This window comes from Mesorhizobium sp. M7A.F.Ca.US.008.03.1.1, assembly GCF_003997495.1.
Taxonomy (GTDB): Bacteria; Pseudomonadota; Alphaproteobacteria; order Rhizobiales; family Rhizobiaceae; genus Mesorhizobium.
Map to the genome: position 1 here is coordinate 107,930 of NZ_RZRU01000003.1, position 13,957 is coordinate 121,886.

At 64.2% G+C, this 13,957-nt stretch carries 12 protein-coding genes; 4 read left to right on the top strand and 8 right to left on the bottom strand.

Going from position 1 to position 13,957, the window contains the following annotated elements; genetic code table 11:
- Nucleotides 1-67 precede the first annotated feature (67 nt).
- From EOA16_RS06085 to EOA16_RS06120, 8 genes are all read right to left on the bottom strand, one after another.
- On the bottom strand, nucleotides 68-1,711 hold the full coding sequence (locus tag EOA16_RS06085) for a dihydroxyacetone kinase subunit DhaK (RefSeq protein WP_127256365.1): 1,644 nt from the start codon (nucleotides 1,709-1,711) through the stop codon (nucleotides 68-70).
- Nucleotides 1,712-1,765: 54 nt separating this feature from the next.
- Entirely contained in the window at nucleotides 1,766-2,779 is a 1,014-nt protein-coding gene (locus tag EOA16_RS06090) for an ABC transporter ATP-binding protein (RefSeq protein ID WP_127256366.1), read from the bottom strand.
- Nucleotides 2,772-3,884: an ABC transporter ATP-binding protein gene (locus EOA16_RS06095; RefSeq protein WP_127256368.1), complete on the bottom strand. Its 1,113-nt coding sequence runs from the start codon at nucleotides 3,882-3,884 to the stop codon at nucleotides 2,772-2,774. The genes EOA16_RS06090 and EOA16_RS06095 overlap by 8 nt, the downstream gene beginning before the upstream one ends.
- 2 nt (nucleotides 3,885-3,886) lie before the next feature.
- Nucleotides 3,887-4,093: a hypothetical protein gene (locus EOA16_RS06100; protein ID WP_127256369.1), complete on the bottom strand. Its 207-nt coding sequence runs from the start codon at nucleotides 4,091-4,093 to the stop codon at nucleotides 3,887-3,889.
- Nucleotides 4,090-5,040: a carbohydrate ABC transporter permease gene (locus EOA16_RS06105; RefSeq protein WP_056589989.1), complete on the bottom strand. Its 951-nt coding sequence runs from the start codon at nucleotides 5,038-5,040 to the stop codon at nucleotides 4,090-4,092. Before EOA16_RS06105 ends, EOA16_RS06100 begins: the two co-directional genes overlap by 4 nt.
- Entirely contained in the window at nucleotides 5,037-5,984 is a 948-nt protein-coding gene (locus EOA16_RS06110) for a sugar ABC transporter permease (RefSeq protein WP_127256371.1), read from the bottom strand. The genes EOA16_RS06105 and EOA16_RS06110 overlap by 4 nt, the downstream gene beginning before the upstream one ends.
- Nucleotides 5,985-6,095: 111 nt before the next feature.
- Nucleotides 6,096-7,427, bottom strand: a complete 1,332-nt coding sequence (locus EOA16_RS06115; RefSeq protein ID WP_127256372.1) for an ABC transporter substrate-binding protein — start codon at nucleotides 7,425-7,427, stop codon at nucleotides 6,096-6,098.
- A gap of 276 nt (nucleotides 7,428-7,703) precedes the next feature.
- Nucleotides 7,704-8,393: a PIG-L deacetylase family protein gene (locus tag EOA16_RS06120; RefSeq protein WP_127256374.1), complete on the bottom strand. Its 690-nt coding sequence runs from the start codon at nucleotides 8,391-8,393 to the stop codon at nucleotides 7,704-7,706.
- Between the two features lie 28 nt (nucleotides 8,394-8,421).
- Between EOA16_RS06120 and EOA16_RS06125 the strand changes: the two genes are divergently transcribed.
- The 4 genes from EOA16_RS06125 to EOA16_RS06140 all read left to right on the top strand — a co-directional run bounded on the left by EOA16_RS06125 (nucleotide 8,422) and on the right by EOA16_RS06140 (nucleotide 13,918).
- On the top strand, nucleotides 8,422-9,312 hold the full coding sequence (locus EOA16_RS06125; protein WP_127256375.1) for a DMT family transporter: 891 nt from the start codon (nucleotides 8,422-8,424) through the stop codon (nucleotides 9,310-9,312).
- 47 nt (nucleotides 9,313-9,359) lie between these two features.
- On the top strand, nucleotides 9,360-11,819 hold the full coding sequence (gene hrpB / locus EOA16_RS06130; RefSeq protein ID WP_127256377.1) for an ATP-dependent helicase HrpB: 2,460 nt from the start codon (nucleotides 9,360-9,362) through the stop codon (nucleotides 11,817-11,819).
- A gap of 118 nt (nucleotides 11,820-11,937) precedes the next feature.
- Nucleotides 11,938-13,269 carry an ActS/PrrB/RegB family redox-sensitive histidine kinase gene (locus tag EOA16_RS06135; RefSeq protein WP_127256378.1) on the top strand — a complete coding sequence of 444 codons (1,332 nt, stop codon included), beginning with the start codon at nucleotides 11,938-11,940 and terminating at the stop codon, nucleotides 13,267-13,269.
- Nucleotides 13,270-13,354: 85 nt separating this feature from the next.
- Nucleotides 13,355-13,918 carry an ActR/PrrA/RegA family redox response regulator transcription factor gene (locus EOA16_RS06140; RefSeq protein ID WP_013528072.1) on the top strand — a complete coding sequence of 188 codons (564 nt, stop codon included), beginning with the start codon at nucleotides 13,355-13,357 and terminating at the stop codon, nucleotides 13,916-13,918.
- Nucleotides 13,919-13,957 lie beyond the last annotated feature (39 nt).

A 13,957-nucleotide genomic window follows, 5' to 3' on the forward strand; every position in this document is an offset into this window, starting at 1 on the left:
CCGCATTCCCGGTTTCCATCTTGCCGGCAGTATCGAAAGAACGGTCATTGGACAACTGGAGCATACGTCAGGCTGCTTCATGCAGTGCGGCGGCCGCCGCGAAAACCTCGGCCACCGCATAGGCGCCGGGATCGACCACGCCTTGCAGCTTGCTGCCGACATAGGCGGACCGCCCAGCTTTCGCTCTGTCCATGGCGGAGGTGGCCTCGGCACCATGCCGAGCCGCCGCCGCCGCTTCCTCCTGGCCGCTGGCGTCGAGCGCTTTCAGAGCCGGTTCCAGGGCATCGACCATGGTGCGGTCACCCATCCTTGCGCCGCCATAGAAAGTCATCCGCTCAAGCCCGGCAAGCAGCGCCTTGGCCAAGCTCGCGCCGCTATCCAAAGCCTGCGCCGCCGCGGTGAAGAAGATCGACAGCAGCACGCCGCTGGAGCCGCCCATCGACGCGCTCAGAATGTCGCCTATTGCGCCCAGCGTCGCCGCGGGTTCCGCAAGCGGCAGCGTTTCAAGCCGCTCGAGAACACTGCGCGCGCCGGTCGCCACCGTCGAGCCGGTGTCGCCGTCGCCCGCTTTGGCATCCAGTCCGTTCAAAGTGGCTTCCAGCGCGATCAGCCTTTCGCAGACAGTAACGAGAAGAGACCGGGTCCGCGCATTCTGGCTGGGCTTGCGTGCCGCGCTCTGTCCGGCCGCTTTCGCCGTCGGCACGACGGCAGGCGGCACAACGGGCTTTGCCGGCATCCAGGCGTGCGGGCCGACCGGCGCCAGCAGGGCCGTCTCGCGCGCGGCATCGAGCCGGATCAGCGACAGCGAGAAGCCGTTCATGTTGAGCGCCGTCATCAGCGGGCCCGGGCCGATCGTCAGCTTGATGGTTTTGGCCAGCGGCGAGGCAAGCACCGCGTTGGCGATAACGGACATTTCGAGCGGCGGCACGGAACCGAGATTGTTGATCAGCAAGGCGTAGATGGCCTTGGGATCGAGCCGTGCCGCGAGGCGCTCCGCCATGATCGCCACCAGCCTGTCGGCGCTCTGCACCGCAATCCGCTCGACGCCCGGCTCGCCATGGATGCCGAGGCCAAGCTCGCCATCGTTTTCGCCAAACCTGTCTTCATGCGGCTGGCCGGGGATAGAGCAGGACGACAGCGACATGCCGAGCGAAACGATATCCTTCGCCGCAGCGCGGGCGGCGGCCGCAACGGACGCAAGATCGTGGCCGCCCTCCGACAGGTGGCCAGCGATCTTGTGCACGAACAAGGTGCCGGCAACGCCGCGCGGCTGGGCAATATCGGGGAGTGCTATATCGTCCGCGACGATCACCATCTCGACGCGAAACCCTTCGGCGCGCGCCTTCTCGGCCGCCAGGCCGAAATTGAGGCGGTCGCCGGTGTAGTTCTTGACAATGAGCAGGCAGCCGGCCGGACCGGTCACCGCGCGAATGGCCGCCAGCACCGCTTCGACGCTTGGCGAGGCAAAGATCTCGCCCGAGACCGCTGCCGTCAGCATGGCCTTGCCAACGAAGCCGGCATGCGATGGTTCGTGCCCGGCGCCACCACCAGAAACGACGCTGACTCTCGTCTTGTCCCAATCGGCGCGCAGGATGACCTTGATCTCGGGATAGCCGTCGAGCCGCGCGAGATCGCCTGATCCGATGGTCCGCAACAGGCCGTCCAGCGCCTCGGTGACGATCGTTTCCCTGCGATTGAAAAAGTGCTTCATCGAATTCGTCCCGTACTGGCAAAGTCAAAACCGGTGCTGAATCACCGAAACCGCTCACATCAATCGCTGTCCATCGGCGCCGAAATACAGCGGCCTCCGGTAGCGGATCACCACTTTGTCGCCCTGCGCCAGATCCGTATCCGGATCGGTCAGCGTCACCAGCTTCTTGGTCCCCACCGTCACATGCAAATGGTTCTGGTCGCCGAGATGCTCGACCCAGTCGACAACGCCGTCGGCGTGACCATTCGCGGCCTTCGCGATCGTCAGATGCTCGGTGCGCGCGCCGATCGTCTTGGTGCCGGCCGGTGCGCCGCCGTCAGGCAGCAGCCCGGTTGGCAAAAGATTGATCGCCGGCTGGCCGAGCCTTGCCGCGACATGAAGGTTTGCCGGCTCGGAATAGATCGTTCGCGGCGAGCCGATCTGCACCAGCACGCCCTCAGTGAGGATCCCGATGCGGTCGGCCATGGTCATCGCTTCGATCTGGTCGTGCGTGACATAAAGCATGGTGGCGCCAAGCTCGGTCTGGATGCGCTTCAGCTCAAGCCTGAGATCCCCGCGCAGCTTGGCATCGAGCGACGACAGCGGCTCGTCCATCAGATAGATCGAGGGCTTGCGCACCAGCGCGCGGCCGATGGCGACGCGCTGCATTTCGCCGCCCGAAAGCTTGGTCGAGCGGTTGGCGAGCTTGTGATGGATGCGCACCATCTTCGCCACCTCCTCGACCCGGCGGCGGATCTGGTCTTCCGGCATTTTCCGCGCCGGCGAGCGCAGCGGGAAGGCGAGATTGTCGAACACCGACAGATGCGGATAGAGCGAATATTGCTGGAACACGAAGGCCGTGTCGCGTTCTGCCGGCGACAGGGTCGTGGCATTGTATCCGCCGATCTCGATCGTGCCGGAATCCGGCCTTTCCAACCCGGCGATCAGCCGCAACGTCGTCGTCTTGCCGGCCCCGGTCGGCCCGAGCAGCACGACGAACTCACCATCTGATATATGCAGGTCGAGACCGTCGACGGCGACATGGTCGCCAAAACTCTTGGTCACGTTCTTGATGTGCACCTCAGCCATGCCGGGCCCTCCGTTCCGAGGCGACATCATGGATCGCGGTTCTCACCGCGCGGCCCGATCCCTTCTCGAACAGCGACAGCCGCGCGCTGCTCAGCGTCAGGCCGACATGGTCGCCGGTGGCGAGTCGGATTTCGGCCGGCACGCGTGCCTTGATGAGGCCGTCCGCCGTCTCCACCGCGACGATCTGCGTGGTGCCGAGATACTCGGTGCCGTAAATGGCGCCGCGCAGCTTGGAGGCATCGTCGAAGCGGATGTGTTCGGGCCTTATGCCGAGCGCCATATCGGCCGGCGCGATATCCTCGCGCACCTCCGGCACCGCGACCTTCGCACCTTGCACGACGATCTCCCTGGCGCCTTTGGCGAGCCCGCCGCCGAAACCCAGAAAATTCATCGGCGGCGAGCCGATGAAGTCGGCGACGAACATGGTCGCCGGGCGGTCGTAGATTTCACGCGGCGTGCCGAACTGTTCGATGACGCCATGATTCATCACGGCGATCTTGTCGGCCATCGACATCGCTTCCATTTGGTCGTGCGTGACATAGACCGTCGTGGCGTGGATGCGGTTGTGCAGCTCGCGCAACTCATGGACCATCAGATCGCGGAATTCGGTATCAAGGGTCCCCAGCGGCTCATCCATCAGGAAGCATTTTGGCCGCCGCACGATAGCGCGGCCGAGCGCCACACGCTGGCGGTCACCGCCGGCAAGACCGGAGACGGATTTGTTGAGCAGATGGTCGATGCGAAGCAGTTTCGCCGTTTCCTCGACACGGGTGCGGATTTCTGCCGAAGGCATGCCTTGCGCCAGCAGCGGGAAGCCGATGTTCTTGCGCACATTCATGTGCGGATAGAGCGCGAAGAGCTGGAAGACGAAGGCGATGTCGCGCTCGCGGGCCCGCAGCATGGTGACATCGTCGCCGCCGAGCAGGATCTGGCCGCCGGTCGGCAGCTCAAGCCCGGCGATCATGCGCAAGGTCGTCGTCTTGCCGCAGCCGGACGGGCCGAGCATGACGAAGAACTCGCCGTCTTCGACGACGAAGTTGGAATCCTGCACGGCGACGAAATCGCCGAAGGCCTTTCTCAGGTGCTGGACGCGGATTTCGGCCATGACTATTCCGGGAACTTGGAGACGATGATGAACATCACGGTGCCTGCGAGCATGGTGATGAAGGAGTAGGTGTAGAGCGACAGCGCGAAGGGCTGGAACAGCATCAGGAAGCCGATGGCGATCAGCGCTGTCGCGATGTTTTCCATCAGCCCGCGCCTGGCCCAGACCGGCCAGCGCGATTTGCGTTTCAGAGGCTTGGTCATGCTCATTTGCGCACCGCGCCGAAGGTGATGCCGCGCAGCAATTGTTTGCGGAGCAGGATGGTGAAAACCAGGATCGGCACCAGGAAAATCGTCGTGCCGGCCGCCACCGCCGGCCAGTCCTGGCCGCCTTCGCCGATGATGGTCGGGATGAAGGGCGGCGCGGTCTGCGCCGTGCCGGAGGTCAGCAGCGCCGCGAACGCATATTCGTTCCAGGCGAAGATCAGGCAGAAGATCGCGGTCGCGGCGATGCCGGTCGTCGCCTGCGGCAGCACCGTGCGCCAGAAGGCCTGCAGCCGGGTATAGCCGTCGATCATCGCCGCTTCCTCATATTCGCGCGGGATCTCGTCGATGAAGCCTTTCAGCAGCCACACCGCCAGCGAAACGTTGACCGCCGTGTAGAGTAGGATCATGCCGAGCGCGGTGTCCGACAGGCCAAGCTCGCGGTACATCAGGTAGATCGGAATGGCGACGGCAATCGGCGGCATGAAGCGCGTCGACAGGATGAAGAACAGAAGGTCGTCGGCGAGCGGCACCTTGAAGCGCGAGAAACCATAGGCCGACAGCGTGCCGAGGAAGACGGCGCAGAAAGTCGAACCGAAGGCGATGATCAGCGAATTGACGAAGCGCGGCAGGAAGTTGGACGGACCGGCGATCACCATGTTGCGCTTGCGCGTGGTCTCGTCGCAGAAGCCCGTCGCCGGTCCCAGCGAGTTGATGTAGTCCGGCGTCTGCCGCGTCCGCGTCGTGAACAAATTGCAGTAGCCCTCGAGGCTCGGCTGGAACAGGATCTTGGGCGGATAGGCGATCGAGTCCGGCGGCGTCTTGAAGCTGGTGGCGAAGATCCACAGCAACGGCACGATCGAGATCAGCGCGTAAAGCACGATGATTGTGCCGGCGATGCGCTTCGAGTTGGCTGAGGGTGCGACGACCGAATGGGCTGTGGTCAGGCTCATCTCTGCTTCACCTTGTTGAGCGCCTTGACGTAGATGTTGGCGAGGCCGAACACCGCAACGAACAGGATGATGGCGAAGGCCGAGGAGTAGCCCGTACGCCAGCTCTCAAAAGCCTGCCGCTTCAACGTGATCGAGGCGACCTCGGTGGTCGAGCCCGGCCCGCCGCCGGTCAACAGATTGACCATGTCGAACATCTTGAAGTTCTCGATGCCGCGAAACAGCACAGCCAGCATGATGAAGGGCAGCGCCATCGGCAGCGTGATCGACCAGAACTGCCGCCAGTTGGAGGCGCGGTCGACCTCGGCCGCCTCGTAGATGTATTCGGGGATGGAGCGTAGGCCCGCGAGGCAGATCAGCATCACGTAGGGTGTCCACATCCAGGTATCGACGATGATGATCGACCACGGCGCCAGCGACACGTTGGAGAGCATCTGGATATCGGTCGGCGGAATCCTCGTGACGAAGGAAATTGCGTAGGCGAACAGGCCGATCTGCGGCTCGTAGAGGAAGCGCCAGAAATTACCGACCACCGCCGGCGACAGCATCATCGGGACCAGGATGATGGTCGTCCAGAAGGCGTGGCCGCGGAACTTCCGGTCGATCAGCCAGGCCAGCGTGAAGCCGATCAGCGTCTGCAACAGGATGGTCCAGAACACGAAATGCGCCGTCGTCTGCATGGCGATCCAGATATCCTTGTCGCCGAGGATGCGCTGGTAATTGGCAAAGCCGAGGTTCTTCACCACCTCGTTCGGGCGGTTGGCGCGATAGTTGGTGAACGACAGATAGATCGCCCAGAACAGCGGGAAGATGTTGATGGCCAGCAGCAACAGGATCGTCGGCGAGATGAACAGCCAGGCGAGGCCCTTGTCGCTGATGCCCCGGACTTTGCGGGCCAACGGTTCCGGGGTCGCCCGGGCAACGTTCTCCGCGGTCCGATTGAGCATGGTGAGTCCTGCTTCGGTCACTTGGTCGTCTCTGTCATGGAATTTATCTGAACTGCGTCCCGTGCCAAGGGCGGCACGGGACGCATGGGTCGGGCTCGGGAGGAGCCGGGGTTACATCTTGCCGTCGTCCTGGAAGACCTGCGTCCAGTCCTTGACCAGGCCGTCCAGCGCATCCTTGGCCGAACCCTGGCCGGCGACGACATAGTCGTGGAAACGCTTCTGCGAGGCCTGCAGCAGCGGTGCGTAGCTCGGCTCGGCCCAGAAGTCCTTCACGATGGCCATCGAGTCGAGGAAGGTCTGCGCGTAGGGCTGGCTGGCCGGGAACTTCGGATCCTTGACCACCGCGTTGAGGCAGGAATAGCCGCCGAGCGACCACCACTTGGCCTGCACGTCCTTGTTGGCGAACCACTTGATATATTTCAGCGCCGCCTCCTGCTTGTCGGAATAGGACACCACCGAGATGCCCTGGCCGCCGAGTTGGGCGAACTGCTCGCCGTCGGGTCCCTTCGGGTTGACGAAGTAGCCGATCTTGTCGCCGCCGACATTCTCGTCCTTCTGCAGGCCGGGCCATGTGAAGGCGAAGTTCATGTGCATCGCCACCTGGCCGGATTTGAAGGCGTCGACGCCTTCGCCCATGTAGCTGTTCGACGCGCCCGGCGGGGTGCAGCAATCATAGAGCGCCTTGTAGAACTCCAGGCCCTTCACCGATTTGTCGGAGTTGACGAAGCCTTCCATCTCGTAGGGCTTCTTGGGGTTCTCGTACTGGAAGCCGTAGCTGTAGAGCACGTCCATGGCGCCCATGGTGATGCCTTCCGACCCGCGCTCCGTGTAGATCGAGGCGCCATAGACGGTCTTGCCGTCGATCTCACGCTTCTGGAAGAATTCGGCGACCTGCTTCAACTGGTCGAAAGTGGTCGGCGGGCCGAGATCCCAACCGTACTTCTCCTTGAATTCCTTCTGCAGCTCGGGCTTGGAGAACCAGTCCTTGCGATAGGTCCAGCCGACGACGTCGCCCATGGCCGGCAGTGCCCAGTAGTTCGGTGTGTTCTTCGGCCATTCCGAATAGCCGACGACGGTTGCCGGCACGAAGTCGTCCATGCTGATCTTCTCCTTGTCGAAGAAGTCGTTCAGCTTGACATAGTGGCCGTTCTCGGCGGCGCCGCCGATCCACTGGCTGTCGCCGATGATCAGGTCGCACAATTTGCCGTGCGAATTCAGCTCGTTGAGGAAACGGTCGGCATAGTTGGTCCACGGCACGAATTCGAATTTCATGCCGATGCCGCTTTCCTTGGTAAAATCCTTGGACAGTTCGACAAGCGCGTTTGCCGGGTCCCAGGCGGCCCAGCACAGCGTCAGGTCTTCAGCGTGCGCGACGTTCGAGACGGCTGTCGACGCGGTAATCGCCGAGGTCAGTCCCAACGCCAGTTTCAAGCTCGATTTCATGACTTCCTCCCATTTGCGAAACGCGCCCGAATGACGGTTTCAAAAGCCCTCAACCCCTCTCCTCAGGGGACCAAACATGGCGGCGCAACAGCACCGCAGATGTTTAGTAATTTGTTTAGTGATGCAATTTTTACTAAACAAGGCAAGCGAATTCGTTGCTGCGCCGCAGCATGCTTGCGCCGGCGTCTGAAAACGTTGGGAAAAGTGTGGATCACTGGTCGGGCTATCGAATCCGTGCAGGTTCGTTCCGACCTGGCCTGGAGACAGTCGCGGCTCTCAGTCGACCCGTTTGGTGCTCACCATGACCTTGCGGATCGGCGGCGCCGGCGGCAGCAGCGCTCGGATGTCGGCGAAGGGGAACGTCGGTTCGAAGCGGAAGGCTTCGGCCAGCGAGCCCTGCGCGCCGTTGCACTGGCCGGCGCGAAAAAGGTTCTGCGTTCGCGCGCCGTCGACGAAGCGGTCGGGATCCTGCGACTGATGCATGCGGATCGCCTTGGCCTTCAGGTCGGCATGAGCGGAAACATCGACATAGTGCGTCGGCGAAAACCCGGTGCCGCCCATCGTGTCGGCATGCAGCACTGGTACGGCGAACGAGGCCGCGATGCGCACGCCGTCCGATAGCGCGCGGTGGTCGGCATGATAGTCGTTGGGCGCATGCGTGATCGCCAGATCTGGTCCGGTCTCGCGAATCAGTGCTTTCAGCGCCCCGATCAACGCTGCATCGGCCACCAGTTCGCCGTCGGGAAAGTCGAGGAAGCACGTCGTCGCCCCGAGCAGCGCGGCCGCGGCCGTTGCTTCCTCGCGACGGATGCGAGCAAGAACAACGGGATCACTCTTGCCACCCTTGGCCCCATCGGTTGCTATGGCAAAAGTGACCTCTGCGCCTTGCGCCGCATAGGCTGCCATCGTACCGAACATGAAGATCTCGATGTCGTCCGGATGCGCACCGAGCGCCAGGATTTTCAAACCACTCTCTCCCCGGAACTGGAACAACGTGACGAACGGAATCCTGCTGGCCCTGATCGCCTACGCAAGCTATTCGGGTAGCGATGCCGTTGTCAAAAGCCTGGGCGGTCAGCTCACGATCTTCGAGATCGGCTTTTTCATAACCTTGTTCGCGGGCTTCTTCCTATTCTTCACGCGGCCTGCGGGCGAACGCTGGCGCGATTTCTGGCGCACCAAAAGACCATGGGCGGTGCAGGCGCGTGCCTGGGCGGGCATCGCTTCCGGCGTGCTCAGCGTCTACGCCTTCACCACCATTCCGCTGGCCGAGTCCTATGCGCTGATCTTCCTGGCGCCGCTCTGCGTCACCATCCTCTCCACCGTGATCCTCAAGGAGAAGGTCGGCCCCTGGCGCTGGCTGGCGGTGGTCGCCGGTTTTGCCGGTGTCATGCTGGTGGTGCGGCCGGGCTTTCGCGAACTCAATCTCGGCCATCTTGCTGCCTTCGGCGTTGCCTTCCTCGCCGCCACCAGCGTCATCCTGATGCGCTCGCTGGCGCAGCAGGAAAAGCGCACGACCATGCTGGGCGTGCTGGTCGGCTACGGGCTGTTTTTCAATGGCATCGGCGCCGCCGCCACCGCCTTCACTGTTCCCAGCGGGAAACAGTTGCTGTGGCTGGTGATGGCCGGTGCCTTCACCGCAGGTGGACAATTCCTTCAACTGCTGGCCATGAAATATGCACCCGCCAATCGGGTCGCACCGACACATTATTCGCAGATCGCCTGGGCGGTGATCCTCGGCGCGCTGTTCTTCCAGGAATATCCGGACGGGCTGTCGCTGGTTGGCCTGGCGGTCGTTGGCGGCGCCGGCCTGTTGACCATGGTGCGGGAGGAAGCGCGGCTGGGCACCGTGCGCTGGAACCCGTTTTCGCGCACCCGGCTTTGAACCGACTCTGGTTGCGCCGTGGCCGTAACCGCTGATATGCGGGCGCCATGACCACAAAACCCCTGCCGGAGCTTCCTGTATCCGCCGTGCTGCCGGCGCTGAGGGAAGCGCTTGGCCATGGCAACAGCGCCGTGCTGGTGGCGCCGCCGGGCGCCGGCAAGACGACGCTGGTGCCGTTGGCGCTGCTTGACGCGCCATGGCTCGGCGCCGGCAAGATCATCCTGCTTGAACCGCGCCGCCTCGCCGCCCGCGCCGCCGCCCGCCGCATGGCCGAATTGCTTGATGAGGAGCCCGGCGCCACCGTTGGCTATGCCATGCGCATGGAAAACCGCACCTCGGCAAAGACCAGGATACTGGTCGTCACCGAAGGCGTGCTGGCGCGGATGATCCTCGACGATCCCGAACTGCCCGGCGTGTCGGCTGTCATCTTCGACGAATTCCACGAACGTTCGCTCGATGGCGATTTCGGTCTCGCTTTGGCGCTCGACGTGCAAGGTGCACTGCGGCCGGATCTGCGCTTGGCTGTGATGTCGGCGACGCTCGACGGTGCGCGTGTCGCCAAACTGCTGTCGGGTGCGCCGGTGATCGAGAGCGAGGGCCGCGCCTTTCCTGTCGACATCCGCTACGACGAGCGCCCCGCTGGCACCACCATCGAGGACGCCGTGGCCAAGGCGATCCGCGCAGCCCTTGCCGACGAGAGCGGCAGCGTGCTTGCCTTCCTGCCTGGCCAGCGCGAGATCGAGCGCACCGCCGAACGGCTGGCCGGCAGGATCGGTGCCGACACCGACATCGTGCCGCTCTACGGCATGCTCGACGGCAAGGCGCAGGACGCGGCGATCAAGCCGCCGCCTTCAGGCCGCCGCAAGGTGGTGCTGGCCACCTCGATCGCCGAAACCTCGATCACCATCGACGGTGTGCGCGTCGTCATCGATTCGGGCCTGTCGCGGCTGCCGCGCTACGAACCGTCCAGCGGCTTGACCCGGCTGGAGACCGTGCGGGTCAGCAAGGCTTCCGCCGACCAGCGCGCCGGCCGTGCCGGGCGCACACAGCCAGGCGTCGCCATCCGGCTGTGGCGGGCCGAGCAGACGGCAGCACTCCCCGCCTTCACGCCGCCCGAAATCTTGGAGGCCGACCTGTCCGGCCTGCTGCTCGATTGCGCCGCCTTCGGCGTTGCCGATCCGGCAGGGCTCGCCTTTCTCGATCCGCCGCCCGCTCCGGCGCTCAACGAGGCAAGGGCGCTGCTGCGCGCGCTGGATGCCATAGACGAGGCGGGGCGCTTGACGGATGCGGGGGCTTCGATGCGCAAGCTCGCTCTGCCGGTACGGTTGGGGCATATGGTTGCCGAGGCAGCCGGCAGCGGCCATGCCTTCGAGGCGGGGATGCTTGCCGTGCTGCTCACCGAACGCGGCCTTGGCGGCGACGGCGCCGATCTGGAGCGGCGGCTGATGCGCTTTCGCGGGGAAAGATCGCCGCGCGCTACCGCCGCCAAGCAGCTCGCCGAAAGGCTGGCAAGGCAGGCTGGCGGGGCGAAGGGCATCGAAGCTACCGCCGCCGGTCGCCTGCTCGTCCACGCCTGGCCGGATCGGGTGGCGAAGGCGCGTGGTGAGCGTGGCCGTTTCGTGCTGGCCAACGGCTCCGGCGCCATGCTCGACGCCGCCGACCCGTTGGCGGGCGAGCCGTTTCTGGTCGTCGCCGACCTGCAGGGCAAGGCACAGAATGCGCGCATCACAGCGGCGGCGGCAATCGGCGAAGACGATGTCCGCGCCGCGCTGGCGGACAGGATCGAGGTCCGCCGTGAAACGAGCTTCGATCGCGACCGCCGGGCCGTGCGGGTGCGCGAAACCGTGCGCCTCGGCGCCATCACGCTCGCCGAACGCATGCTGCCGCCGCCAACAGGTGCTGACGCCGATCGCGCCATAACAGATGCCGTGCGCGATCATGGGCTGTCGCTGCTGAGCTGGAGCAAGGAGGCGCAAACGCTGCGCCAGCGGCTTGGCTGGCTGCATCGCGGCCTTGGCGCGCCGTGGCCCGATATGACGGATGACGCCCTCATCGAGCGCCTCGACGACTGGTTGCTGCCTTACCTGTCCGGCGCGGCATCGTTTGCCGCCATCGATGCGGGCGTTGTCTCGAGTGGACTGGCCGCACTCGTGCCGCATGATCTGCAGCGCAGGATCGATACGCTGGCGCCGACCCATTTCGATGCCCCGTCCGGCAGCCATGTGCCGATCCGCTATGACGGCGAATGGCCGGTGCTGGCCATTCGCGTGCAGGAGCTGTTCGGCCTCGACCGCCACCCTTCGATCGCCAATGGCGCCGTGCCGCTGACGCTCGAACTCCTTTCGCCGGCGCACCGGCCGATCCAGACGACGCGCGACCTGCCCGGCTTCTGGCGCGGCTCCTGGGCCGATGTGCGCGCCGATATGCGCGGCCGTTATCCCAAGCATGTCTGGCCGGAAAACCCGCTGCTCGCGACCGCCACCGCCCGGGCAAAACCCAGAGCATGATCCCAAAAAGTGGAAGCCGGTTTTTGGAAAAGGTCATGCTCAAACAAGAAGTAGAGCCCCATTCCGACTCCTCGGATTGGGGCGGGACCTAGCCTTTGGAGCTTCGCGGCTGTAATTCATGGCCATGATCAACGTTTTGCGTTCGCCCGATTTCCAGCAGAGCCAGAGACTGCGCCTCAACACGCTGATCCGGTTGCGCTGGCTTGCCATTGTCGGTCAGAGCCTGACGGTGCTCGTCGTCGCCTATGGGCTGAAGTTTCCGCTGCCGGTCAGCCTCTGCTTTGCACTGATCGCCTGTTCGGCCTGGATGAACCTGTTTCTCGCCTTCCGGTTTCCAGCGGCGCACCGGCTCACGCCGCTGGCGGCCTTCGGCATCCTGATCTTCGACAGCCTGCAGCTTGCCGGCCTGCTCTACATGACAGGCGGTCTCACCAACCCGTTCTCGCTGCTGATGACGGTGCCTGTCGTCATTTCGGCGACATCTCTGCCCCTGCGCCTGACCGCCATCCTCGGCGGGCTGGTGATGTCGGCGGCGACGTTGCTGGTCTTTGTCCATCTGCCGCTGCCCTGGCATGAAGATGCACCGCTGGCGATGCCCTTCATCTATGTCGCCGGCATGTGGATGGCGGTGCTGTCCTCGATCGCCTTCACCGCCATATACGCCTTCCGGGTGGCTGCTGAAGCGCGGCTTCTGGCCAACGCGCTTGCCGCCACGGAGCTGGTGCTGCAGCGCGAGCAGCACCTTTCGGCGCTCGACGGGCTGGCCGCCGCGGCCGCGCACGAGCTCGGCACGCCGCTCGCCACCATCGCGCTTGTCGCCAAGGAGATGGAAAAGGCGCTCGGCAAGGATCCGAAATACGGGGAAGACGTGACGCTGTTGCGTTCGCAGAGCGAGCGTTGCCGTGAGATTCTCAAGCGGCTGACCAGCCTGTCCTCCGAGGGCGAAGCGCATCTTTCGCGGCTGCCATTGACCTCGCTGGTCGAGGAGGTCACCGCGCCGCACCGGGACTTCGGCATCTCGATCAAGCTTCGGCCCGGCGAACGCATCGGCCCCGAGCCGGTCGGGCGGCGCAATCCGGGCGTCATCTACGGCCTCGGCAATCTGGTCGAGAACGCCGTCGATTTCGCCCGCAAAAGCGTCACCGTGCGCTGGAGCTGGGACGAGGCCATCGTCACCTTCTCGATCATCGATGACGGCCCCGGCTTTCCGGCCGAGATCATCGACCGCATCGGCGAGCCCTATATGTCGACGCGCCAGGGTAATGAAACCGGCGGCGGTCTGGGCCTTGGCCTGTTCATCGCCAAGACCCTGCTCGAACGCTCGGGCGCGTCGCTCGATTTCCGCAATTCGAGCGGCCTGGGCGAGGGCGCCATGGTACAGATATCGTGGCCGCGTGGTGTGTTCCTCAATCCGGAAATCACTTCGGCCAGCATGTTCGACACCGCCTGAGAGCCTTGAAGGACCTCTAAAAATTGGACAAGGAGGCTCAGGAACTATATTTGCGTAAAATTAAGGCAGCAGGAATTTTGAGACTATGACAGGCGACGAGAATATTGGCGCAATGGTTGAAGGCGAGGACACCTCGCTGCTTGTCGTCGATGACGACAAGCCGTTCCTCACGCGTCTGGCCCGCGCCATGGAAGCCAGGGGCTTCGTGGTCGAGACGGCCGAGAGCGTCGAGGAGGCGGTTGCCAAGGCGCGCGCCAATCCACCGGCCTACGCGGTGGTCGACATGCGGCTCGGCGACGGCAACGGCCTCGACGTGGTCGCGGCCATCCGCGAAAAGCGCGAGGATTCCCGCACCATCATCCTGACCGGCTATGGCAACATCGCCACCGCGGTGACCGCGGTGAAGCTCGGTGCGGTCGATTATCTCTCCAAGCCCGCCGACGCCGATGATATCTTCGCCGCACTCACCCGCACCGCCGGCGAGCGCGCGGCGCCGCCGGAAAACCCGATGTCGGCCGACCGCGTCCGTTGGGAACATATCCAGCGCGTCTATGAGATGTGCGAGCGCAACGTCTCCGAGACAGCGCGCCGGCTCAACATGCACCGCCGCACCTTGCAGCGCATACTGGCCAAGCGCGCGCCGCGTTAAGGCCGCCGTTTGCCATCTTGCGGGATCGAAGCCCGCCAA

Coding starts and splice junctions, on each gene's coding strand:
- EOA16_RS06085 (WP_127256365.1), bottom strand. CDS start 1,711: ATGAAGCACTTTTTCAATCGCAGGGAAACGATCGTCACCGAGGCGCTG.
- EOA16_RS06090 (WP_127256366.1), bottom strand. CDS start 2,779: ATGGCTGAGGTGCACATCAAGAACGTGACCAAGAGTTTTGGCGACCAT.
- EOA16_RS06095 (WP_127256368.1), bottom strand. CDS start 3,884: ATGGCCGAAATCCGCGTCCAGCACCTGAGAAAGGCCTTCGGCGATTTC.
- EOA16_RS06100 (WP_127256369.1), bottom strand. CDS start 4,093: ATGAGCATGACCAAGCCTCTGAAACGCAAATCGCGCTGGCCGGTCTGG.
- EOA16_RS06105 (WP_056589989.1), bottom strand. CDS start 5,040: ATGAGCCTGACCACAGCCCATTCGGTCGTCGCACCCTCAGCCAACTCG.
- EOA16_RS06110 (WP_127256371.1), bottom strand. CDS start 5,984: ATGCTCAATCGGACCGCGGAGAACGTTGCCCGGGCGACCCCGGAACCG.
- EOA16_RS06115 (WP_127256372.1), bottom strand. CDS start 7,427: ATGAAATCGAGCTTGAAACTGGCGTTGGGACTGACCTCGGCGATTACC.
- hrpB (WP_127256377.1), top strand. CDS start 9,360: ATGACCACAAAACCCCTGCCGGAGCTTCCTGTATCCGCCGTGCTGCCG.
- EOA16_RS06135 (WP_127256378.1), top strand. CDS start 11,938: ATGGCCATGATCAACGTTTTGCGTTCGCCCGATTTCCAGCAGAGCCAG.
- EOA16_RS06140 (WP_013528072.1), top strand. CDS start 13,355: ATGACAGGCGACGAGAATATTGGCGCAATGGTTGAAGGCGAGGACACC.